General features: G+C 63.6%; 19 protein-coding genes. 8 read left to right on the plus strand and 11 right to left on the minus strand.

Annotation, left to right across the window (positions count from 1 at the left end; all coding sequences use genetic code 11):
* The first annotated feature begins 55 nt into the window (after positions 1-55).
* Positions 56-1284, plus strand: a protein-coding gene (locus ACXYX3_RS27095; protein WP_458612320.1) for an IS3 family transposase whose coding sequence is annotated in 2 segments (ribosomal slippage) — positions 56-374 and positions 374-1284 — 1230 coding nt in all. Because the reading frame shifts where the segments join, the coding sequence is not laid out codon by codon here.
* Positions 1285-1568: 284 nt separating this feature from the next.
* Here the strand turns inward: ACXYX3_RS27095 and ACXYX3_RS27100 are convergent.
* A complete protein-coding gene (locus ACXYX3_RS27100) occupies positions 1569-1769 on the minus strand; it encodes a 3-hydroxyacyl-CoA dehydrogenase family protein (RefSeq protein WP_458612321.1) in 201 nt (66 codons plus the stop codon).
* Positions 1770-1950: 181 nt separating this feature from the next.
* Here ACXYX3_RS27100 and ACXYX3_RS27105 point away from each other — a divergent pair, with 181 nt between their 5' ends.
* The 4 genes from ACXYX3_RS27105 (at position 1951) to ACXYX3_RS27120 (ending at position 4417) form a co-directional block, all read left to right on the plus strand.
* Positions 1951-2220 carry a type II toxin-antitoxin system Phd/YefM family antitoxin gene (locus ACXYX3_RS27105; protein ID WP_039584126.1) on the plus strand — a complete coding sequence of 90 codons (270 nt, stop codon included), beginning with the start codon at positions 1951-1953 and terminating at the stop codon, positions 2218-2220.
* Between the two features lie 41 nt (positions 2221-2261).
* The gene (locus tag ACXYX3_RS27110; protein WP_234897325.1) at positions 2262-2495 is read left to right on the plus strand and encodes a type II toxin-antitoxin system RelE family toxin; all 234 of its coding nucleotides are present in this window, start codon (positions 2262-2264) and stop codon (positions 2493-2495) included.
* Between the two features lie 271 nt (positions 2496-2766).
* Positions 2767-3435 carry a hypothetical protein gene (locus ACXYX3_RS27115; RefSeq protein WP_133056251.1) on the plus strand — a complete coding sequence of 223 codons (669 nt, stop codon included), beginning with the start codon at positions 2767-2769 and terminating at the stop codon, positions 3433-3435.
* A gap of 292 nt (positions 3436-3727) precedes the next feature.
* Positions 3728-4417, plus strand: a complete 690-nt coding sequence (locus tag ACXYX3_RS27120) for a hypothetical protein (RefSeq protein ID WP_083129142.1) — start codon at positions 3728-3730, stop codon at positions 4415-4417.
* A gap of 127 nt (positions 4418-4544) precedes the next feature.
* Here ACXYX3_RS27120 and ACXYX3_RS27125 read toward each other — a convergent pair whose 3' ends face one another.
* The 10 genes from ACXYX3_RS27125 to ACXYX3_RS27170 all read right to left on the minus strand — a co-directional run bounded on the left by ACXYX3_RS27125 (position 4545) and on the right by ACXYX3_RS27170 (position 20112).
* A complete protein-coding gene (locus tag ACXYX3_RS27125) occupies positions 4545-4952 on the minus strand; it encodes a hypothetical protein (protein WP_083129141.1) in 408 nt (135 codons plus the stop codon).
* Positions 4949-5593, minus strand: a complete 645-nt coding sequence (locus ACXYX3_RS27130) for a hypothetical protein (protein WP_234897317.1) — start codon at positions 5591-5593, stop codon at positions 4949-4951. The genes ACXYX3_RS27125 and ACXYX3_RS27130 overlap by 4 nt, the downstream gene beginning before the upstream one ends.
* 89 nt (positions 5594-5682) lie before the next feature.
* Positions 5683-11022, minus strand: coding sequence for a helicase-related protein (locus tag ACXYX3_RS27135; RefSeq protein ID WP_234809908.1), 5340 nt, complete (start codon positions 11020-11022; stop codon positions 5683-5685).
* A 362-nt stretch (positions 11023-11384) separates the two neighbouring features.
* Positions 11385-11963, minus strand: coding sequence for a hypothetical protein (locus ACXYX3_RS27140; RefSeq protein WP_159229546.1), 579 nt, complete (start codon positions 11961-11963; stop codon positions 11385-11387).
* An 85-nt stretch (positions 11964-12048) separates the two neighbouring features.
* Positions 12049-12954, minus strand: coding sequence for a hypothetical protein (locus ACXYX3_RS27145; protein ID WP_068920380.1), 906 nt, complete (start codon positions 12952-12954; stop codon positions 12049-12051).
* Between the two features lie 140 nt (positions 12955-13094).
* Positions 13095-13619: a ribbon-helix-helix domain-containing protein gene (locus ACXYX3_RS27150; RefSeq protein ID WP_133259165.1), complete on the minus strand. Its 525-nt coding sequence runs from the start codon at positions 13617-13619 to the stop codon at positions 13095-13097.
* A complete protein-coding gene (locus ACXYX3_RS27155) occupies positions 13612-14328 on the minus strand; it encodes a ParA family protein (protein WP_083129138.1) in 717 nt (238 codons plus the stop codon). Before ACXYX3_RS27155 ends, ACXYX3_RS27150 begins: the two co-directional genes overlap by 8 nt.
* A 1386-nt stretch (positions 14329-15714) precedes the next feature.
* Positions 15715-17031, minus strand: coding sequence for an IS256 family transposase (locus tag ACXYX3_RS27160; RefSeq protein WP_054430305.1), 1317 nt, complete (start codon positions 17029-17031; stop codon positions 15715-15717).
* Between the two features lie 447 nt (positions 17032-17478).
* A complete protein-coding gene (locus tag ACXYX3_RS27165; protein ID WP_107529117.1) occupies positions 17479-19392 on the minus strand; it encodes a hypothetical protein in 1914 nt (637 codons plus the stop codon).
* Positions 19393-19824: 432 nt separating this feature from the next.
* Complete coding sequence (locus tag ACXYX3_RS27170) at positions 19825-20112, minus strand: hypothetical protein (protein WP_068920385.1); 288 nt, start codon at positions 20110-20112, stop codon at positions 19825-19827.
* Positions 20113-20252: 140 nt separating this feature from the next.
* Here ACXYX3_RS27170 and ACXYX3_RS27175 point away from each other — a divergent pair, with 140 nt between their 5' ends.
* The 3 genes from ACXYX3_RS27175 to ACXYX3_RS27185 all read left to right on the plus strand — a co-directional run bounded on the left by ACXYX3_RS27175 (position 20253) and on the right by ACXYX3_RS27185 (position 22756).
* The gene (locus tag ACXYX3_RS27175) at positions 20253-20579 is read left to right on the plus strand and encodes a hypothetical protein (protein WP_068920386.1); all 327 of its coding nucleotides are present in this window, start codon (positions 20253-20255) and stop codon (positions 20577-20579) included.
* 220 nt (positions 20580-20799) lie between these two features.
* Positions 20800-22389: a PPE domain-containing protein gene (locus ACXYX3_RS27180; RefSeq protein ID WP_458612281.1), complete on the plus strand. Its 1590-nt coding sequence runs from the start codon at positions 20800-20802 to the stop codon at positions 22387-22389.
* Entirely contained in the window at positions 22364-22756 is a 393-nt protein-coding gene (locus ACXYX3_RS27185) for a hypothetical protein (RefSeq protein WP_234809905.1), read from the plus strand. The genes ACXYX3_RS27180 and ACXYX3_RS27185 overlap by 26 nt, the downstream gene beginning before the upstream one ends.
* The last annotated feature ends 1148 nt before the right edge of the window (positions 22757-23904 follow it).

The raw sequence follows: 23904 nt of genomic DNA on the forward strand, positions 1-23904 counted from the left end.
GTTGGACACGCTTAATCCCGCAAGATTGGCGGGGGAAGCGAGATGATCCACCACGATGGCAAGGAAAAATTATCCCGACGAGTTCAAACGTGACGCAGTCACGCTCTATCGAGACACTGCCGGCGCGACGATCACCCAGATCGCCGCTGAGCTCGGCATCAGCGGGGTGACGTTATCGGCCTGGTGCAAAGCCGCCGGGGTGCCGATCCGGCACCGCAACCCCACCGCAGTCGGTGGGCCCGCAGCAGGCGTGGAGGCCGCTGACCAGGAGCTGGCCCGACTACGCGCCGAGGTCGGACAGTTGCGTGCCGACAAGACCCGGTTGTCCACCGAACGCGACATTCTGCGGTCGGCGGCCAAATATTTCGCCGGGGAGACGAACTGGTGAGCCGCTTCCAGTTCGTTGCCGACCACCTGCACACCTTTGAGGTGAAGTGGCTCTGCGCGGTCGTGGAGATCGCGCGTTCGTCGTTCTACGCCTGGCTGGCCGGTGCCCAGGGCCGCCTCGCCCGCAAGGCCGCCGACGAGGCGCTCGAGGCGCGTATCCGCACCGTGCACGACGAGGACAACACCTATGGGGCGCCGCGGATCACCGCCGAACTCAACGACGGTGCGCCCGACGGTAAACGGGTCAATCACAAGCGGGTGGCCAGGGTGATGCGGGGCGCCGGAATCGCCGGGTATCGACGTAGACGCCGCGTCAAGACCACCACGCCGGATCCCGCCAAGCAGAAGGTCCCTGATCTGCTCAAACGGGATTTCACCGCCGAGCAGGTCAACAGCCGCTATGTCGGCGATATCACCTATCTGCCGTTGGCGACCGGCTCAAATCTGTATCTGGCCACAGTGATCGACTGCTACTCGGGCCGGGTGGCGGGGTGGGCGATCGCCGATCACATGCGCACCGAACTCGTCGAGGATGCACTCAAAGCCGCTGACGCGTTACGCGGAAGTCTAGCCGGTGCGGTGTTCCATTCAGATCACGGAAGTCAGTACACCTCAACCGATTTCGCGAAACTCTGCAAGGAGCTGGAAGTCACTCAGTCTATGGGTGGCGTGGGGTCAAGTGCCGACAACGCGTTGGCCGAATCGTTCAACGCCTCCCTCAAACGCGAAGTCCTGCAGGACCGAAGCGCCTGGCCCGAGGCCAGCACCTGTCGCCGGGAGGTATTCCTGTGGCTGGTCCGCTACAACATCAAACGACGGCACTCCCGATGCCGCTATATCAGCCCCGCCACCTACGAAAACAACCACACACCCGCTACGCTGCCCGAAGCCGCGTAATACAAATCCCGTGTCCACACTCCGGGGTCAAGGCCCATATGCCACACGAAGCGCTGTGCAAGACCGAAGGCCGCAGCCAGGCGCGTCGACGCCAGGGTGGTCGATGAGATTCGCGCACGCATCCGCCGAGGCGAGAAAGAGCTCTCGAATCTCGGAATGGTGAGCCGACAACTTGCGCACTCCTGATCGTCGTTCGCCCACGAGAGCACGCCTGGACTGGGCGCGGAATTAGGAGGCGCCGGGTGTTATCCTACGTCGCTTAACTTTTCGTGGACACAGTGTCGTCAGCTGAGTTTCCGTTCTCCATCACACCCGATGAGGCGGCCGCGTTTACTGCGGTTCGACGAGCGAATCAGCTGGCTGGCGCGGTATCGGGAATCGCCGTATTCGCTGTGTAGCGAATCGAGTATCTCCAGCACGTAACGCGGTGACCAGCGGTTAGCCCAGGCAAGCGGTCCCAGCGGATAATTGGTACCTAGTTCCATGGCCGCTGGTCGGGGGCGCGGCAGACGGATTGCTGCCTCGAGGCAGAGCTACTTATGCTCAAATGGGGCAGCGTCCGATTGATTCACAGGATGCAATACGCGGTCTTTCGGCTGACATAATCTATGTTATCGGCCAAATATCAGGCTAGTCACAGGCCAGAAACCTGGCTATACTCGACGCATGAGGAATGTACCGCTGAGTGAAGCCAAAGACAAGCTGTCGGCGCTCGTAGAGGAAGCCGACACGACGCACGAGATCATCCAGATCACGCGTCACGGACGGGTCGCGGCCGTGATCATGTCTGCCGACGACCTGGAGTCACTGAATGAAACCTTGCACGCGCTGCGCACACCTGGACTGGTCGAGGAACTTCGACAAGCCGATGCCGACTATGCGGCCGGCAACGCCGTGTCAGGTGCGGACCTGCGGCAACGGTACGGGTTGCGGTGAGCGAACCACAGCCATGGTTGGTTCAGCTGTCGCCGGGCGCGATGCGCGCGTTAGACCGCCTGCCACACAAGGTGTCCGCAGCGATGGCCGAGTTCATCACCGCCACGTTGCCCACAGATCCGTACCTCATGTCCAAGCCCTTGCGGTTCGAACTGGAAGGCTGGCGTGTAGCGCGGCGAGGAAGCTACCGGGTGACGTTTCGTCTACTCCCCGACGACCACACGCTTTACGTCGGCCGGATCGAGCATCGCGCACACGCCTACCGCACGCACTGAAACTGGGCCAAAACGTCACAGTGACGCAACGTCCGCGGGGGCGGCGCGAGCTGTCGGCATGGCGGACATGCATGCCCGGTCGCCCATCTGCCCGGGGGCCTTCTCGCTACGCCTGGGGACAGCATGGCTTTCTCATTTGATCTGATGCAGATTTGTCGTTTACCGAGGTCTCGGGCTCGGTTGTCGGCAACGACCACTCCGAGTGGAGGACACACTACAACGTAGTCGCACAATTGTGGCGCACAAATGTGTTTAGCTCTATACTTGGCCCATGAAGAATTATTTGAGCAGCACGCAAGTAGCTGATGAGCTGGGGATTAGCAGGGATGCACTCAACTCGGAGATCAGGGCGGGCCGTTTTGTTGCCCCGGATGCTGTCGTCGGTGGACGCTTTCAGGGATGGAGTCGCGAGACAGTGGAGCAGATCCGCCGAGATCGCGAGGGTGGGAATGTCATTCGGTGTGACGTCGCTGGTGTGCGATACCTGATCGCTGAGGTGCGAGAGGCGGCCGAAACGGTTCGGGCGTATGGCTTTTCACCTGAAAATGCCGTCAGTGACGTCTATGTGCAGATTCCGAGAACCTTGCTGATCCTCGTCGCGCGGATGGAGTCCGAGATGCGGCGGCTGATTGTCCTAGATCACACCTATGCACGCATCATCGCCGGTAGTGATGACCCTCGGCATAACGAAGAGACGCCCGTCGAGTTCGAGGTGGACCCGGTCCACAGCCTCGTATTCCCGCTAGAGACCGACCCGCGGATGCGCTCATACCGGCTGCGCAACGCTGCCGAGCAGTTGGGAGCCGTGGTGACACGGATGCCCGAAGTCCTCAAGAGCGCGGAAGCCCGCGCCGTGATGCGGGCGCTGGGCGCGGAGCGCGACAAAATCACCGACTACGCCGACGAACTGGAGCAGGCCCTCGACGGCTCCACCGCATAGCGCCAGATTAGGCAGTCGATGAGGTATCTTGGCAGGCAACGCCATTGCGCGAAGGCGGACTCCCCCGGTCGCGTCGCAGTTCCGCCCACATCGGAATTGCCACCGAACCGAACTACTTTCCGGGGACCAGACTCACCGGGTCACGCGCTCCCGACAAAGATCGTGCGTCGGTTGATGTGGGCAGCTACGCACACGTGTCTTTGAAGGGATTCGTGATTTCATGGCGTCATCGAATGCACGCAAACGCGCAGCGCGCGACCATCAACGACGGTTCCCGGGTACGCCGTATCCGGTGGCTCTGCGTGCCGTCACTCACGCTGACAGCGCCCTCCAGGTCGTGATCGGCAAGGCCGCTGGTCGTCCTTGCTGGGTTGGTATCGAGGAGATGGCTGCCGGGGGGGACGGTCCGCACGTGGCGGTGATCGGTGCGTCGCGGTTCGGTCGTTGCAGGGCAGTCGAGCTGATGGTCGAGTCGCTGGCCGCACGGCCTCCTCGGCGTGGGGTTGAGGTGCTGACCACACAGGGGGAAGTTGGACAGGTCAACCACCTGATCGAAGAGCGAGCGCGTACGTTATTGCAGGCTGGGGCAAGGGATTTCGCTGAATTGCACAGACCGCGCGCCGGTGAGCAGCGCGACCTGGGCGAGAACGTCCCTGCGGTAGTGGTGGTTGTCGACATTGACGATCACCTGATTGACGGCTTCCCGCCAGTTCTAACGCGCGAAGGCTATGTGGCACGAGCGGAGTCCGAGGAGACGGTCTCCATGTTGAATCGTTTGCTGCGGCAAGGGCGGAGCTTGGATCTGCACGCTGTCCTCAACGTGCGACAAATGGAGGGACCGTGGCTTTCGGCCTTGTCAGGGCAGATCTCCAGCATCTTGGAAGTGAACGCTGACAGCATGACTGCGACCTGGCGAACGCACGATGGCTCTCCTGTCGATGTGGTGTTGCCGGCGAAGGTGGCCAGCGGAAAGGGGTCGTGATGTCCATGCCGTCTCCGGGAATGTCGGATGCCTCCCAGCAGGTCGGTGCGCAGTATGCAGCTGTGCTGTCACATCGCGTGGGCTGGAGTCGCATCCGGTGTATCTTCCCGAAGGTGGGAACCGCTAACTAGGGGTGGTCTTCGTAGTGCAGCAGCACGACAGCGGTCGGGGTTTCCACGACGTGAAACTGAGGGCTGGCGGTTGGTAGTTCCTGGGCGCAGCGCTCGGCTTCTGTCCAGGTGCTCACGCATGCGGGGCAGTCGTGGTGGGCAAGGTGGGCCAGGCTGACCAACCACGCGGTGGCGGGTTCGGGGTCGAGCATAGTGTCGAAGTGGACTGTAAGCAGCGGTAGTTGGCTGACGCTGTATGGGTGGTGGTAGAGCGAGGCCTGCGCGGCGGCCACCACAGGGTCAGCTTCGGCGCGAAAGCCGGGAATGTAGAGCGGACGCCCGTCGGTGAGGTGGTCGAATCGGGAGCTGGCGTAGCGACCTAGCTCGGCGGCGATGACCAGCGGCGGCAGGGTGCGGGTGCTCATAGCTCCAGCCCGCCCTGGGAGCTGTGGTGGCGGCTGTGGCGGGGGCGGTGACGCTCCCACCAGGCCTGCTGCTCGGCGGTGAGACCGTCCTCGCTTGCAGCAGCGGGGCGCTCGGCGGCCTGCTGGGGTGTGGTGGTCTCCTGGGATGCCTGGCTGGGCAGCAGGGCGGCCAAGCGGGGGTCTTCGTGCCATCGGTCCCCGTAGACGGAGTGTCCGACCCAGAGCGCGATAGCAGGGACCGCGGGCCCGGCTAGTTGCAGTGGCGGTGTGTGGTCGTCGGCGAAGGACATGGTGACTGCCCGGCGGTGGGGATCGGGGTAGAACTCAGCCATTTCGCTGTACCAGAACGATGTCCACCCGCCTTGGGGGCGGCTGCACATCAGCCGCTGGTTGGTGGTCAAGACAGCGGCGTCGCGGTAGTTGGTCCATTGGGGTTGACTGCTGCGGTCCGCGTCACGTCGTCGTCGGCTGTTGACGACACCTTGGCCGGCCATGGCGGCGGCCATCAGGACCGGGTTGACCATGAACGGTGCTTGGGCGCGTTCATAGTTGCCGTCGCCGGCGGCGAGACGGCTGTAGGTGGCGGGGCTGCTCAGTCGGGCGACCTCGTTGGAGTTCAGGAATGGGCCGTGTACAGCCACGGTCGGCGGTTCCTTGCCTGACCGTAGGGCGGCGGCGGTTCCGACCGCGTAGCTCCACCATGGATCTGCTGAGGGCGGCGTTGGGGCGCTCACAATGTCCTCCCATCGTCACTGCGCTCTTGGTGGTCCTCACGCTGGGCGTCTCGGTACTCGCTGGCGCGGGCCTGTTCAGCGAGCCCTTGCGCGAACCGGTATTGGTCGGCGGTGGCGAGCCCGGATTCTCCGATCAGGAATGGGGTGGGGTTCAGGTGCAGTGACCAGCCTGGTTGGCGGCCGGCGGCCAACAATCGCTGCTGTGCTTCGGCGGCCTTTGCCTTGGCTGCTTCGGACTGGGCCTCCAGTTGCAGCAGTGTGGTCAGGGTGGTGTGTTCTTCGCGTTTGGCGGCCAGCTCGTCGCCGCGGTCGAATGGTTCGACCTCGGTGTTGGTGAGATCGGTGAGTGCGTGGGTGAGGTGGTCGTGCTGGAGCTGGAGTCGATCGCGATGGGCGGGAAGGTCTTTGTAAAGGTTTTCCACTCGGGTCAGCAGGCCGCGCGCTTTGGCGCTGCTGGCCCCGTTGGTCTCCCCTACCTTGGGTGCGCTGTCGTGCAGGTCTTGGATGGTGAACGCGATTTCTGCCGAGGGGCCTTCGAGGGTGATCCAGAGCCGATCGCCCACGTGGTCGCGGCGGGCGTGTAGAGCCATGCCGTTGATCGCGGTGTTCAGGGGCTGGCTATCCCAGGATGCCGAGTTGTTCAACGAGCCGTACACGCGGCGGCAGACTTCGGCGAAGGGGGCGGCGCAGTCTTTGCGTTCTGGGTAGCGACGTCCTTCGACCACGATGTCGACGGGGGCGTCGGCGGGCCGGGACGCCATGGCGTCCACGGTGGGTGTGAGGGCGTCAAGTTGGGAGGTGGTGATGTCCAGTTGGCGCTGGCGCTGTCGGATATCGCGGTCGCGGGCCGCCATGCCGTCGTGGTAGGCCCGTTCGAGAGCGGCGAGGTGTTCGATGTCGTCTTGGAGCTGGACCTGGCGGACGTAGCGGGGGTCTCCGGTGGCCAGCGCCTTGGTTTCGGCGGCCGCGACAGTCATTTCGTTGCCACCGATGTCATCGACTTCATCGACGCTGATGTCGGCACGTTTGACCTGCGCGATGAACAGTGATTTGGCTTCAATTTTCTGCCACATCACCACGTCATAGGAGCCTTCTACGACGTAGTTGAAGATGCTGACGGTCTCGTTTTGGTTTCCTTGCCGGATGATGCGGCCTTCGCGCTGTTCGAGATCGGCCGGCCGCCATGGAACATCGACGTGATGCAGTGCGACAGCGCGGGTTTGGACGTTGGTTCCGGTGCCCATTTTCTCGGTGGAGCCGATGAGCACCGAGACCTGGCCGCGGTTGCAGTCATCGAACAAGCGCAGCTTGTCTTCGGCTTTTTCGGCGTCGTGGATGAAGCGGATCTTCTCGGCGGGCATCCCCCGGGCGATCAGGTCGTCGCGGATAGCGCCGTACATGTTGAAGTCGTTCTTTTTCTTGCTGCCTTTGCTGGGGGTGCCGCGGTCGCAGAAGACGATTTGCAGCCCGCCGGGTGTGGGCATGTCGTGACCGTATTGGGGGTCTTTGTAGATCGTGTCGGCGTACTGCTGGTGCACGGCCATGATGTTCTCAGCGACTGCGGCGGTCCGAGAGTGGGTTGGTTCGGGCAGGTGGACCATGCGCGGGTCGAGACTGGCTTCGCGGCCATCGTTGGAGATTTTCAGGATGTTGTCGCGGGCAAGGTTTTTCGGATCGAGAGTGCCGGCTCGGTAGCCGAGGTCGGTGATGAAGTCCCGAAGGGTTTGGTCGGCGGGGATGCTGACGATGGTGCGCTTGCCGTCGTTGCTGAGTTCGGGCAGTTTCAAGCCGATTTGGTCGCGGGTGATGACATCGGTGAAGACCGACGAGATACGCAGCAGCTCTTGGAGGTTGCAGAATTTTCCGACTCGGGTGACTGGCTTGAGCTGTGTGCCGGTCGCGTTGACTTCGACGGTGTTGACGGTGGCGGTGAACGTCGTTGCCCAGTCGTTGATGTGCAGCACTCCGGCGTCTTCGAGCAGGTCGGGGCGTAGGTAGCGTTGCATGACGTATAGCTCGCCGAGGGAGTTTGCGATCGGGGTTCCGGTAGCGAAGGTGGCGACTCGCTCGTCGGCGGGGGTGGGTGTGCGGCCGGCGGCGATGGCGTCCTCGCGTCGGCGGTTGCGTAGGAGTTCCATTTTCATGGCCAGGTCGTCGGCGCGGTCGGAGCCGTCCGGGCAGGCGAGTTCCTTGACGGGGCTCAGGCGGGTCCGGTTTTTGTACATGTGGGCTTCGTCAATCATCAGGTAGTCACACCCGGTGTGTTCGAACAGAAGTCCGGTGTCTTTGCCTTCTTGGTCGGTGAGTTTCTCGAGCTTGGATTCGTAGCGTTGCAGTGCCGCCTCGAGCCGTTTGACGGTGGCGGCGGTGGCGTTATCTCCGGTGATGTTCTCCAGTGATTCGCGCAGCATCTTGGATTCTCGGGCGATGTAGTCGCGCTGGGCGTCGTGGCCGACGGGGATACCCATGAACAACGACTCGGGGGCGATCACCATATCCCAGTCCGAGGTGGCTGATTGGGCCACGAATCGGCGCCGGCCTACTGCATCGGTTCCGGGTGTGCCGAGCAGGATTTCCGCGCCGGGGTACCACCACTTGGCTTCCTTACCAACTTGTTCGATGATGTGGTTGGGGACCACGATCCAGGGTTGGCGGGCCAGTCCGAGGCGGCGCAGTTCCATGGCTGCCATGAACATGGTTCCCGATTTCCCTGCTCCCACAACGTGATCGAGAAGAACGTTGGGCTCTGCGATGATGCGGGCTACCGCGTCGCGTTGATGGGTGTGTGGGGTGAACCGGTGTGACAGACCGGGCAGCGTTAATGCTGCTCCGCTGTACTTGGGTGCGCGCAGGCTGTTGAAGCGCTCGTTGTAGGTGGCAACTAGTTCGGTGCGGCGGGTGTCATCGGCGAATACCCAGTTCTGGAACGCATCGCTGATCTTGGTGGCTTTGGCTTGCGCGGCGACGGTGGCGTTGCGGTTGACACCGGTCCGGCCGGTGGTTTCGGTCTCCTCTTTTGTGTATCGGATGGCGATTTCTTGGTTATTGCAGACCATTTCGAGCAAGGAGATGGCATCGCGTTTAGGGAACCGGGTACCCCAGGTCTCGGTCATGGCGGCAGTGTTTCGGCTTTGGCATTCGATCGACCAGACTCCCTGTACGTGGTCGGCCTTGACGTCCACTGGTGTCGCGTCAGCGGCTTTGAAGGTCTCGCTGGCGAACTGGGCGATGTACTTGGCGTCGATCCAGGGTGATCCGGGGCGAGCGCTGATTTGGCTGGCTTCGCGGTCGACTGGCTGGACTTCGCGCAGCGCAGCGACGTACTCGTGGAAGCGCGGGTCGTGTTCGGCGGCTGCCTGTGCTTGTCGTAGCTGCTGGCGGACGTTGCCGGATAGTGCCTGCGTTGCGGGGATGAGAATGTCGGGGTCGCGCAGGGAGGGAAAGACCAGACCACGCATCTTTTCTCGCGCGGCAGCAGGGTCGATGTTCAGCAGGGCGGCGATGTGCAGGATGTCCACGCCACCGTTTTGATCCAGGCTGATAGCGAGGGCCTCTTCGGCGGTCTCAGCGCGGTCTCGGACCTGCGGTGGGCTCAGCAGGTCTACCGAGAAGATCGGTGCCTTGCGTGTCTGTCCGGTGAGTTCGTCGTAGCCCTCTAACGCCAGAACTGTGGTCCAACCGGGGTCGTTGCGCAGCGCGGTGACGATGTGCGGGCGCATCTTGTACTGGCTGGGTGTTTCCCATGCCTGCTCGTCCCACGTTTCGAGGAGCTCGGCGGGCACAGTGTGCTGCTCGGGGTTTTTCTGCCGCCACCGTTCGATGGATTTCGCTAGCGTCTTGTCGTGGCGGTCCTGGGTGATGACTGACGGCTTGCTCCACTTGAAGCGTTGGATAGGTCCGTGTTTGGCGACGTAGGTGTCATAGAGCCGGTTGAGTTCACCGCGCAGTTGTTCACGGACATCGCTGGGCTGGCCCGCGCGTTGCGATGAGACGACCGCGTTGGCGACGTCACGCAGCTTGAGCAGGTGGATGGTCTCCTGCTTGCGGGTGTTGAAGACCTTCGCGGTCTTCCAGGTGTCCTCTGTCCAGGTCTGGAACTCATCGGATGCTTCATCGAATCGCAGGGTGTCGCGCGCCGGGAGCCTTGTGGTAGCGGCGGTGATGAGGCCGGGATCGAAACTGACGTCGTTGACCTCGGTCAACGTGGCGGCGGTGGCGGTGAGCCCTTGGCCGCGATCCAGTGCACCGTCGATGATGGCGCGCAGGCGGTGCCCGACTTGCAGGGCCAATGGACTGGATTCGTCGGCAGCCACGTTAAGGGTCTGATGGCCGTGGATTCCGTGGCCGAGGCTGGGCTGGCCGAGGATGTTGTCGGGGTGGCGGTGAAAGTAGGCGTTGATGTCGATTTCGGTGTCGGGGCCGTCATCGGCGGCCACGGTCAGCGGTGCAGTGTGTAGCCAGTCGTCAGCGCCGTCTTCGATAACTCGGTCGGCTTCGCGGCGGCGCAGCACGAGGATGTCGGTGACTACTTCGGTGCCCGCCACACGCCGGAAGGCGTTGGACGGCAAACGTATTGCTCCGAGGAGATCGGCGCGGGACAGGATTTCGCGGCGCGCTTTGGGATCGGCGTTGTCCATGGTGAAGCGGCTGGTGAGAACGATCTGGTAGCCGCCGGGGGCCGTGAGGTCCAGGGACTTGACGATGAAGTGGTTGTGGATGGACAGTCGGCGAGGGTTGTAGGCGGGGTCGCGTAGGGCGAAGTTTCCGAACGGGACGTTGCCGATTACCGCGGCAAAGGAGCCGTTGGGGACGTTGGTTGTTTCGTAGCCTTCGGCTCGGACTTGAGCTGAGGGGTAGAGGTGGGCGGCGATGGCGGCGCTGATGGGGTCTTTCTCTACGCCGACCATCTGCGCCGCCTCGGGCGCCAGGCCGATGAACGTTCCCGCGCCACACCCGGGCTCCAGGACCCGGCCGCCGGTAAATCCGGCGTGCTGCAACGCTTTCCACATCTGCTCAGCGATGGCGGGGTCGGTGTAGTGGGCATTGAGCGTACTTCTAGAGGCAGCCTGATATTGGTCGGTGCCCAGTGCCTCTTTGAGGTAGTCGCGCTGGGCCGCGTAGGTGTCGGTGCGGGTGTCGAAGACCTCGGGGATCGCGCCCCACCCCGACCAGCGGGCCAAGGTGTCTTGTTCGGCGGCGGTGGCGTGGCGCTGTTGGCCTTGGAGCGCGATAAGCGTGTCGATGGCGGCAAGGTTGGCGGTGAGCCGGGCCTTGGCGCCTGACGGGACCGCGATGGTGGTGCCGGGCCGGTAGTCGATGGCCGGCGGCAATGGCAATGCGCCCGTCTCGGGGTCACTGACGGTCGCGTCGCTGGCGGCGACGGTAGGGGTTGCGGGAGGCTGCGCCGTCGCGGCCGGGGCGGTGGCCAGTGAGGCAGCGGTGAGCGTAGTGGCGGTGGTGTCGTCGCCGATCGGTACGGTGCGTGCGGGCCGCTTGAGGGTCAGGGCATCGATAGCGGCTGAGTGCCCGTGGTCGGGTTGGGCGCTGTCCTGGTCGGGTGCTGCCGGTATGAGCGGCGGCAGTGGAGCGCCACCGGGGTCGATGATGCGCGGATCGGTCGGCAGGTCGAAGGAGTCCTCGGCGAACAGCGCAAGTTGCGGATCGTCCTCGGCCAGAGGTTGAGCTTTACGCCTGCGGGCTACTCGCCCGGATACCCCTCGGCTGTCATCGCTTCGGCGACCTCGACTCCCAGGTCGTGGGTCAGGCGCTGGCCCGGGGCGGTGGGAATCGCCCGGTTTTCTTCCAGCCGGGTTGCTAGCAGAAATGCCGCCTTGACCCGGAACATCGCGCTGCGGTCCGGCCACAGATGGTCTGCGAGTTCCTCGATCTGCTCGCTCGGCTCGGCCCGATAGATCAGATGCCGCCACCGTTGAGTCCAGGGAATATCGGCCGGTGTTGGCGGCGGGCTGTCGCGTCCCTCCGGTGGCTGCGGAATGAGGTCGTACAGGCTCTGGCGCACGATCGCTTCGCGTGCGTTCTGTAGAGCCGTCTCGTGCAGGCCGACTGTCGTCTCGTGGTCCGGCTGGCCGTTGTGCTGCTGGGTCCAGCTCTGCACCGCCTGCTCCCCCAGCTCCAGTGCCAGGGCCGCGGCCTGATCGTCCAGCCGCTGGGTCACCAGGCTCAGAAACAGCTCTGTCTGCTCCGGGGACCACCCCGGAGGTGTCCCGATCTGTTGGCGGTACACCTGTTCGACGGCTTGGCGCATCCACTCGGTCACTGTGACTGTGCTCCGATTCCTCGACGCTGAACAGACCCTGGTCCTCGGTGTCGGCCATAGTCGGCGCTCCCCTACTGCAATACCGCTAGTCATGGATTTCTCCCGTTCCTGCGGCATCACCCTGTTCGGGGTCGCCCATCTCCGACAACAGCAACGCATCAAGGCGTTCTCTGTCACCAAGTTCACTGATCGCGACGCTGACACGCTCCAGCGCCTCGTCTACATCCGAATGTAGCTGAGAAAGGCTCTGACTCTGGCGGGTCAGACGCACCTTCACAGCATTGAGTGTGTCCAGGGCACCGTTGAGCGGGACCAGTGCCGGGTTCGGCGCCACCTTGGGGCCTTTGCGCACCGGCGTGCCGCCGCGAAGAGCTGTGAGTGCAGATCCACGCTCCCACAGCAAGAATGTGTCGATCCGATCAAGGGTTTCTGCGCTCGGGCCAAAGCCCCGCTTACCTAGAGTCGCCAGCGTCGCGCGGGCCGGTCCCCCAATGGCGGCGAACTTGGATTTCGTCATGTTGAGTTCGCGTAGGCGCTGATCAATCCACCGGAGCAGGTGGTTATAGTCCCAGCCGGCCGGGTCCTCGAAACTCGTGTCGAAGACATCGTTGAGCGCTGCCGTCGCCGCGGCGACGTCCTCTTCCGGTGCGTCGGTAGGTGGGGCCGGCAGTTTGCCGTAGACGCCGTCCTCGCGCGGTACCGGTTCTCCGCCATGCAGAGCCCGCTCTGCTGATCCAGGCTCCCAGCTCAGCAGGTCATCGAGCTTGGATAGCGTCCGGTAGCTCGGCACCCGGTCGGCACCCTGAGTGATGGCCGTCAGCGTCGAGCGCGACAGGATTCCATACTCCGATGCGGCGAGCACCGACATTCCCTGCCGACGTAGGCGTGCTTTGACGTGGCGTGCGAGTAGGGCGACATCGGGGTCGCCGGGGTGGTCCTGGTCCACGACGGCCGTAATGATCGCCTCCCAGTCCCCTTGCGCAGTGGTCACTTAGTGGACGTGGTGGTGAGTGCCCGCGCCGCCACGTTGCCGCAGAGTTTACATGCACTGTTGGCATACATATAGCGCAACAGTGCACAATGGATGATCGTGGCGCGTCGGCGAGTTCTATCGATAGAACGGTAGAGCGATTAAAGGCGGATTCTCCCCTGGTTGGACGTTTCGGGCGCAGCTTCGCGGATCGCGGCGACAACCTGTTCGGGAGTCATGTGTTCGGCCAAGTGACGCACCGCATAGCGGATGACCGCGCTTGCCGAGGTGACCTTGGGCTTGCCGTATCGCCCGGCTTCAAGCGCACGACGTATGTACTTGTCCTCTTCCAGTTCCAGGTACGCCGTTGTCGGGTAAAGCTCGGAGCTGTTGCTAGCTGGCTGGCTCGGCGCAGCTTTGTCCGACTTGTCCCGTGCTGCTGGACGTTTCGCCTTGGCGCTCGGCGTCACGGCAGGCTCAGTCGACGGGGCCGACAGTGCCACTGACGAAGCGGGCGTTTCCGTCGCCGCCGGCACAGACGGCGACGTGGGCTCCCCCGCCCCTTCACTCGTGACAGGGATGCTCACCGGCGTAGCCCGGGGGCCGTGCATCGGCTTGGGCATCTCGTTGCCCACCGACTTGCGTTTGTCCCGCTGCGCCTTGAGGATGTCCATCCCGTTACTCATTCACGTACTCCTTCACGAATTCGCACACCAGTTTGTAGCGCTCAGCCAGGAGCCGGAACGGCTTAGCGGGCGGCTCTTCAGACGTGATAGCAATCCGCTTGGTTCGTTTGGGCAGGTCGGCGACCAACGGGATCGGCGGTGCGATCTGAACGGGAGTTCCAGCGGTGATCTGCTCAAGCTTCTTCAGCCCGACTGCGGCCGGGACTGCGCGGACCTTGGTCGGCAGCACCACAATCGGGTAGTCGACCATCTCGTCCACCAGCTGCTCCAACCCTCGAAGATCCAGGAGATCTAGGGTTGTAGGCGCCAGGACGACATCTGCCACAGCAAGGGCACCATGCGTGTGCTCACCGGCCCCCGGATGCGTGTCGACAACGACCCAATCGGTGTCCCACTCCGCCGCCCATTTCAGCAGGGCCTCTGACATCTGCTCGCGGCTGGGCGCTTCCTTGTCAAGGTGCGGGTGCCCTGGCACAAGCCGAGGCTTGCGGTACCCCTTGAGGGGTTTCGGGGTCCGGCCGGTCGCAAGTGCGTCCAGGATTGGAACCCTGGCTCGGTCGAGTGGCCGGTCCCCCCATATCGACGTGACGCCGGCGATGTCGTGCTCGAGGTCCACCAGGACGGCATCGAGCGAATATGCGACTTCGTACGCGCTGGTGCTTTTTCCGACGCCACCCTTTCGTGAGTGGGTGACGAGAATCTTCGCCATTGGTTTGTGTCTTTCTATCGAAGCATTGAGATACCGATCAAACGCTGTACCGATCAAACGCTGTACCGATCAAACGCTGTACCGATCAAACGCTGTACCGATCAAACGCTGTACCGATCAAACGCTGTACCGATCAAACGCTGTACCGATCAAACGCTGTACCGATCAAACGCTGTACCGATCAAACGCTGTACCGATCAAACGCTGTACCGATCAAACGCTGTACCGATCAAACGCTGTACCGATCAAACGCTGTACCGATCAAACGCTGTACCGATCAAACGCTGTACCGATCAAACGCTGTACCGATCAAACGCTGTAAGCCTATCACAGTTGAAGACTGAAACGATAGTACGTTGGAAGCGTTAAATAATTAACGAATGTATCGTACAACCGTTCTAGCGTTCTAATGTAGAATGGCTGTACGGCACGGTGAACAGCGACTACCAGGAGATATGCCGCTGGCAACAGTTAGCTAGCGCGGCTTACGTCACAGTGACGTTAGTAACGAGTATGGAGCGATGCGAGCCTAGTGCAAAGCGATGACGTGGCCCTATAGCGCCTAACCCGTTGCCTACCGGTGTGCGACGGAGGATTTTGATAGCGAAGCTGTTTAGGTACCAACCGAGAGCGAAATCGGGGGGGAACCTTCTGCTGGGGTGGGGGGTCAACGTGGCCAGAGATGGGGACGCACGACTTGCTGGTTGAGCGACCGATGGTCAAGCGCCTCCAGCGCCCCATGCGGCGAGGTTGGCGGCCCGGAGGCGTCCACACCGGCGGTGTCCAGCCCCAAGGTCGCCCCGATCATAGTTCGGCCGATCCGGGGGGGCTCCGGGCGAGACCTGGGCCCCGTGCGCGACATGATCGAAGGTTGCTGATCCTCGATGCCCCGGCGCCCGCACGGGGGGGAGGGCCGGACAAGCTCTTCGGTCGCTTCCCCTCGGTTCCCGTCCGCCCGGGACGCCCGAAGAGCAATTCGACCGCCATCGACGGCTTATGTCAGCCTGCCGTCGGTGGGTGGCCAGGTCCGCACGCAACGAGTCGACCTGCAAGCGGAGGGGCCAGGCCTTGGCTGAGCTGGAGGTGAACCACCCACCTCAGCGTGGCGCTTGGTTCGCGTGGCTACAGCCGGCCGAAGTCCCATCTGCACAAAACTAGGCCGGTCGACCCGTCTGCGGCGACTTCTGGTCTCGCCGCAAATCCGTTCATCTGGAGCGTCCAATAGTGGGAATTCTGCGGTGCGTAGTCAGCAGCGCCAGGGAGCGCTATCAGGGATGGCAGCGACCAGAGCATCCGGTCCGCAAAGAGTCGACCGGCTGGCTCGTTCGCGATGAACTCCGCGACACCCAGAACGGAGAAATTGTCAAGACCTGTGGATCGGGTGTTTCAGGCGACCTCCGTTCCGGCATGCTGATCGCCGTCTGAGGTCGGTTGTGGTGGGGTGATGTCGGTGGGTCGTTCGAGCAGTTTTCCTTTGTGGAAGACCGCTCCGGCGCGCACGAGGGCGACCAGGTGTGGGGCGTTGACGGCCCTCCAGCGGGCATGGGCAGCATCGATCAGCTTGTAGGCCATGGCAATCCCGGCCGCACGCGATCCAGGCCCCTTGGTAACTTTCGTCCTCAAACGCACTGTGGCAAAGGTCGATTCGATCGGATTCGTGGTTCGCAGGTGGATCCAATGTTCGGCCGGATAGTGGTAGAACTCCAACAGCACATCGGCGTCGTCCACTATCTTGGCGACCGCCTTGGGATACTTGGCGCCGAAGTCGACCTCGAAGGCCTTGATGGCAACCTGGGCTTTGTCGATGTCCTCGGCGTTGTAGATGTCCTTGATCGACGCCAACGCGGCCGGGTGCGCTGACTTCGGCAACGCAGCAAGCACATTGGCCTGTTTGTGGAACCAGCAGCGCTGTTCTCTGGTAGCCGGGAATACCTCGCGGACCGCCTTCCAGAACCCCAGTGCGCCGTCGCCGACCGCGAGCACCGGGGCGGTCATCCCGCGACGCTTGCAGTCGCGCAACAGATCCGCCCACGACTCCGTGGACTCCCGATAACCGTCGGTGATCGCGACGAGCTCCTTGCGGCCGTCAGAGCGCACGCCGAGCATCACCAGCAGGCACAGCTTCTCCTGGTCCAAACGCACCTTGAGGTGAATGCCGTCGACCCACAGATAGACGTAGTCGCTGCCGGAGAGATCCCGGGCGGCGAAGGTACGGGCCTCGTCTTGCCACTGGCTGGTCAGTCGGGTGATCGTGGTGGCCGACAGCCCGGCGCCGGACCCGAGGAACTGCTCGAGCGCCGGCCCGAAATCGCTGGTCGACAACCCGTGCAGATACAGCAGTGGCAGCACCTCACTCATCTGCGGAGACTTGCGCGCCCACGCGGGCAGGATCGCCGAGGAAAACCGCTGCCGCTCACCGGTATCGGGGTCGACCCGTTTGTCGTTCACTCGCGGTGCTTTGACCTCGACGGCGCCGGCCGCGGTCAGCACCTCGCGGGCCTGGTGATAGCCATTGCGCACCACCAGCCGGCGGCCGTCCTCGTCGAGTTGGTCGGCGAACTGCTCCACATAGGCGGCGACTTCGGCCTGCAGCGCCGCGGCCAGCATCTGGCGGGCACCGTCGCGGACGATCTCATCGAGCAACGACCGGTGGCCGGCCGTCTTGTCGTTGGCCTCCCGGGCATCGTGAACTACGGTGAGCATGGGCGTACCTTCCCAACCAGCGCGCCAACGCCGGTCTTGATCAGAGCTACTGGACTTTCAGATCATCCTCGGGAAGGTGCGCCCACTTTCACGCCGCCTCGCCGAGGCTCATCCACAGGTTCTGATCATTGCTCCCAGAACGGCGGGCCGTAGTCGTATGACGGCATCGCGGGTCGGGTCTTCGTGGCGCGCGCGAACAAGTTCGCCTGACTCGACCCACGACTCCCAGAGGGTCACGACTTCATCGATGGGCTGGTCCAAGAATGCGAGACAAAACGGCATCCCGACGGCGATCACGATGGTGTCCACTGTGAGACCCCCTTTCCCCATTTAGCATTTAGCTTCTGGCGCTCATGCTCGCACAGGCGTCCGACAAGCCCATTGCGCAGTCGCATGCCCTCGCCTCGTGATGGTTTGGGCACGTCTATCTCCAAGGGCCGCGTATCGTCACTGTGACGGTTTCGGCGGGGCTGCTGCGCGTCGAGTGAGCAGTGTTGCCCCCATGATGGTTTCGATCAGGCCGATCGCGTGATCTTCTAAACGTTCGATGTCCTCTGGAGGTCCGGTGCGCAGAACTGACTCCAGGTAGTCCTTAGTGTCAGCGAATGCGTTGTACGGCGGAGATGATTGGTCTGCGTCGCCTCCCGGTGCGCTCGCAGCGGCGAAAGAGACGTCCGCGTTTTTCAGGCGTTCCCGGATATCGAGCCATTGTTGCCATTGCGCGCGTTGTTCACGGTAGGTCTGTTGGCGTTGTTCTCGTAGGTGGGGGAGTTGATGTGCTTCGGCCAGGGTGTGGGGGGTGATTGGCCCTGGCCCAAGCATTTTGGGCGCTGTGGCTGCGATGAGTCCGTGGATTTGTAGTTGGCGCACCGCGTCGTCTCCGGTGCTTCGGGATACCGCAGCGGCGGCGTAGATGTCTTCGCGATGGGTCAGGCCGTGGTGGGCGATGAGTTCGTAGATTCGGCGTAAGTGGTGTCCCAGGATGTGCCATATGTCGTGGACTGCTTCGATTCGTACACGCTCGCAGTGGTGGTTGAGGCCTCTGATTACGTTGTTCTGGCTGGTCAGAGCGTAGTAGTCGGCCTCTAGACCCATGTGGCTGCGCACGAGGACGATCGGTGATCCTTGACGGTCCCTGAGATCTCGCAGGACTCGCCACACAGCGTCGGGGCTGAGTAGCCCAGCGCCGAGGGAAAGACTTCGTCCTCCGACCCCTACCACCCAGGTTCCCGTGCTTTTGTCGCCGGCTTTGAGGGCGTGCACGGCGAGAGTTTGCAACACAGCGTGCACGGTCCAGCGGTAACGCTGCCCAGCATATTCAAGGTCGGCCCATCTGAACGCGTTGGCCAGCCAGTGGCGTAGCTCGGGGGGGCCTGTGAACCCGCTCTTGTGAGTAGCGGTTGTTAAAGAACCCCCCTGTGTGTACTTCTGCTTGTGCTGCGGGCGTCGGTATAGAAGGGGGTTTGCGATGAGCCAGTCGAAGGCGCGGTCGATGTCGCGGAGTAGGGCTCGGTCGGCGCCGTGGCCGTAGCGTTTGTAGGCGTGTCCGAGGCCGTCGTGCCATGGGCCGTCGGGGGCGATGAGGTCGCGCAGCGTTGCCGCGGTGTGGCCGCGGTCGAGTGCGGCCACGACGGTGGCGAAGCGGGCTTCGCTTGGACTTTTCCAGTGGGGGCGATCGGTGGGGGCGGTGTCGCCGCGGGTGGCGAAGGCGGCGATGCTGTCGGGTAGGGGGTCGGTGCGGGTGTAGGCGGGGGTGAGGCGGCGGTCTTCACCTTCCCCGGTGGTGTAGCCGGCCGCGCTGGCGTCGTGTGGCTCCTCGGGAGGTGACGGGTCTGGGGTGGCGGGTTTGAGCATGCCGAGGAGCTGGTAGAGCCGGGGGAGCATGCCGGGTTCTGAACGCTCGATGAAGGCTGCTCGGGCGGCGGTGAGGGTGCCATCGAGATGGCGGTAGCCGCCGCGTTTGGTGAGGGTGCCGGGCAGGCTGATGCAGCCTTGGGCGGGGTTGAGGGCAGGAGCGATGTCCAGGGTGGGGAGGTGGCCGGCGAGCACGCGCATGAGGGCGGTGACTTCGGGCAGTGAGGCGGTGGTGCCGATGGCGAGGGGGCACAGCAGGTGGCGGCCGCCGTCGTCGGTGTAGTCGGTGACGACGCGGGCACCGCAGCGGATGAGCCAGTTTTCGGCGGTGCGCAGGTCGCGTTCGACGGCGGCGGCGTCGCCTCGGCTTGTGTCGAAATCTAGCGCTAGAAGGACGGTTGTTGCGTTTGCTGAGTAGAGGTACACGGCCGCTGGCTGAGTGGGCCATTTGGCGGTGAGTTTGGCGGTCTGGGAGAACTTGCCGGTATCGGGGGTCCACAGGCGCATTTGGTGGCGGCCTGGAGCCGCAGCTAAAGGTGCCAGACCAGCCCATACCTCGGCGGGGTGCACCTCTGCGGGAGTGGTGTGTAGCGCAGCGCTCATAGTGGCCGCGCATCACCGGCCGCGGGGCGGGTGGGTAGCTGGCCAGTGGGGCTGATTTTACGAAGATCACGATTTGCCAACGCAGCCTGTGCCGGGTCTGGCACAAGGTCTGGATATGCGCTATCGTGAGACGAGTCCATCAAGACTAGTCCCTTCCAGAGGGGATGTGGATATCGGTAATCCGAACCGAAGCTGCACACTTCGGTTGAAACCGGGACAGAGCCCCTTCGGGGGCTTTTGTCATTTCCGGGGGTTTACCGCGATCCGGTATTCAGATGTTCGGGTGTAGCCCCTGTTAGCCGGCCACGAGGTTTCTTTAGTCAGGGGCTGGGTGTGTTACATCGCCAGCGGCAGGCCCTCCTCGCGTCGGCGGCCGTGGGTGCGCCGCAGCTCTGGGTTGTCCAGGGCGCGGGCCAGGATCTGGGCGACGTCTTCGCCGTCGAGTTCGCGCATGAGTTCGGGGTGGCCAACGATGGCTGCTAGGAGGTCGGCAACCCACTGGGACATGGGTATGCCGTCGGCTCCGTACTGACCGCTGTTGGCGGCCACTGCGTCGTAGACAACCCGATCGACGCGGGGTCCGAGTTGCGCTCGGTCGCCCTTGTGTGTGCTGCGAATCGCCATAAACTCAGACTCTTTCAGACCGGAGCGGTGCTAACTGTTAGCGACACGCGGAAAGGGTTGCACTTACTCAGACGTACCGTACACAATGAGTCAGTACGTGAACAGTTCTATACATTCATGTGTGACAGGAAGGTGCTCAGATGGCCAACAGCGGCGGCGAAGCAATCGCCCTCGACACCGACGCGCAAGCACAACTGGCGGCGCAGTGGGAGGAGTACGCAGACGCGGTGGAGGCCAGCGGCCAGCCACCTGTGCAGCCCGAGGCGCTGCGCGAACAACTCGGGGCGATCTACGAGCCGTTCGTGCAGTCCAAAGCTGGAGAGAACCTGGCCCGCCAGCAGGCGTATCAGCGGGTGGCCGCCGAAGCGCGTGCACACGCGGCCAAACTGCGCAACCATAAGATCGGCTTTGAGCAGCACGACGACGATGTGGCTCGGCAGATCTCGGCGATCACCGGCAACGGCTAGGGCCCGCGCGGATAGGGGTGGTGGCGGTGCGATCCGATAGCGGAGCGGGGGACTGGTAGTGGCGAAGGTGGCTGTTGATCCGGGGGCGCTGGCATCGCATGGCCGCGCGCTTGCCGGTCACGCGCCGGGTGCGCAGTGCTCCCAGTGTCAGCCGGCCGCCTCCGATACCGTGTCCACTGCGGTGGCCGCGTCCTTCACGGCGTGGGCGAGCGGGCTGGACATGCTGATCACCCATGCAGCCTTGCAGCGTGCCGCTGGCGGTCTCGCAGTCGATCTCACCGGGGCAGCGTTGCAACAGGGCGACCAGGAGGCCGCAGCGCACATTGCCAGCGGTGGGACAGCCCCCACGGCCAGCGCAGCGCCGAACCTACCCCGCGAAAGTGGCGGGGCGCCGTCGTTACCTGTGGCGCCGCCGGTGCCGGCGGTGCCTGATCCGAGCACCGGGGAAGTGTGGTCCCGCACGATTCACGGCGGGGCTGGTGCTGAGCCGCTCAGGACGCTGGCAGGGCAGCTACGCACAACGGCCCAGAACCTCGCTACCGTCGCAGGAGACATCGAGCGGACCGGCGCGGGTGTCGATTCCGCGTGGGATGAGGGTGATCAGCCCGCCGGGGAGAAGATCCGGCGTCACGCACAGTGGTTGAACAGCGCCGCTGACTATGCCCGACAGCTCGCAGCATCGGCTGAGACCGCCAGCGCAACCGTGGAGACGGCGCGGAACGAGACGCCCACACCGGAAACGTTCACAGCGCTCAACGCGCAGTATCGCAAGGCGCAGCAGACGTACGCCTCCAGCGGTGGGACTGTGACCGAACCCTTGATGACCGCGACGACAAAACTTCAAGAGGCGAAAGCCGAAGCGCTGGCGGCACAGACACGTTATGCGGCCGCGGCCAACGTCGACAGCACGACAGCACCTGACCCACCGCCGGCCCCGCCGCCCATCGTCGGTGGCGGGCCGTCGAGCGCTGACCAGGACAACAACAACCCGGCCGAGACCAGTGCTGACAAGAAGCGAGAGGGCGCTGACAAGGACGGCAAAGGCGAGGGGTCCGACAGCGAGGAGGATGCAAAGCTCGCCGCCGATTCCACCGAGCAGCAGCCCCTGGACTCCAGCAGCGGCACTGACGAGCCGGGTCCACCCCCTGCCGAGGCGAAGCCCCCGGTCGAGCCGCTGGCGTCGGCTGTCGATCCGGCTGCGAACACTGCCGGTGAAGTGATGGGCACGATTCTGGGCACAGTCGGTCAATCCGCTGGAGCGGCATCGGGATTGATGCCCGGCAGTGGTGGCGGTGGACTTCCCATGTCGGCACTGTCAGGGCTGCCGTCGATCCCAGGCCTAGGTGGAGCTCCCTCGATGAGTCCGCCCGAACTGGGCTCTGAGGAAGACGATTTCGATTTCGAGGACACGTTCGGCACGACCCCAGCAAGTTCTGGCGGCAGTGGCGGTGGCGGTGGCGGTGGTCTTCCTGCGGCTCCGTCGGTGTCGTCGCCTGCTGCTGCGGCTCCTGGTATTGCGGCGATGCCACCAGCTCCACCCACGGCTGCCGGATCAGGTGCTGCTGGCGGCGCGGGGGCACGTATGCCGATGGGCGGCATGATGCCGCCGATGATGGGCGGCTTGGGTGGCGGCCAGACCGGCGAACGAGATAGAGATCTCCATCCAGATCGACGGGTGGTACACCGGCACCCTGCCAATACCGAGGCAGTGTTCGGTGAGTTGGAGCAGTTGAGGAAGCGTCCAGGCCGCCGCAGGGCGGCCGCGACTCAGGAGGAAACAACCGGTGACAACGCCCACGACGACCGCTAACCCAGCGGCAGCGGCGGCTCTCAAGGCCAACGACGCGATGCTGGGACTGATCTATGACTGGATCGAGGAAGCCGAAGAGTTCTTGTCCAGCGGCGACGATGACGACGACGTGATCGTGGTCCACGATTCCCGCGGCAGGTTGATCGACCTCGATGTGCGTGAAGGCCTTCAACGTGAACTCACCGTGGATGAACTCAACGATCAGATCAACGCGGCCCTGGGCGACAACGCTGAACGTGCCCGCAAGGGAATCGATGCCATCTCCGAGCGCCTATTTCAGCGCTGCGCTGAGCTGATCCCCGAGGAACTTCGCAAACATCCTGTTGCTGACCAGCTTTCAGCAGCCATGAAGGGGCAGAGGGGATAACGATATGCCAGCAGTAACACCGTCGGGTGGCTCGGGAGATCTCATCAAGGTCGACCCGATTGCTCTGCCTGCATCTGGCGCGACGACCGGCGCGGAGGCCGCAACAGTCGCTGCTCGCGGCGCCACCGGAGCTGCGCAGGGTGTCGGGAGCTTGGCCAGCGGGGCGGCACAGCCCGATGGGGTTTCACTGGCAATCAATGCCATCACCAGCACATGGCCCGCCCAACGTACGACGTTCTTGGCGGACATGAGCCGGGCGGCAAGCACCGTTGCCACCGGGGACGTCGGCAGCGCGACACAGTTGGAAACGCAGGACGCTGAGAACGCAGCAGACATAACGGCCGTCGCGCCGGCAACGATCAGCGTGTAGACCAAAGTGGGTGGGCGTTGGTAGGCTGTAGACAACCGTTATCGGGATCGCCGCAGGGAGGCGCGACAACATGAACCACCCAGTGATGCACGACATGCGCACCAATCAGCAGTACAGCGCTGCCCCTCTGCCTCCTGCTCCGGGCCAGTATGGCGCGCTACCGCCGACACCACGGCCTGGAGAGGCTCTGCCGTCCGCATCATCGCGACGTCGACCTTGGCTGATCCCAGCTGGCGTTGCTGGCACCGCAGTAGTCGCACTAATCGCTGGCGTGACACTGGGAGCTGTCTTCGCGAGCAGCGGAAGTGACTCCGGGGCCAGCGACGCTGCGCCGACCGCAGGCCTACCAACCAATGCGCCGGGTGGTGTCACCCCGTCAGCGGCGGAAGTACACGCCCAAGACGTGTCCCTGTGCACCAGCTACGCCATCATCAATAGCGCCATTCCCAGGCCTGATCGAGTTGGCTCTGACCTTCTTCCCGCGGTGACCGCTCTGAAGGTTGCACTGGCCGAGAATCCTGACGCCAGCGCACCTGTGAGGGTTGCTGTCACTGACATCGCCTCGGTGTACCAAGCCCGTGTTGCGGAACATGGGAAGGTCCGTACCCGTGGGCTGGCTGAGCCCCCGCCGTACAGCTTGGATGCAGAAAAGAACGCCGTGGACCAGGTGTGGACGGCCTGCGGTTTGGATGAAGAGTAGGCCGGAGAGGTTTCAATGGCGGCGGTAGTCGGAAACGCAGGGGACATACAGCGGCCGTCAGGGCGAGCATCGTCACTG

It is taken from the genome of Mycobacterium sp. Panama NTM2 (assembly GCF_054355555.1).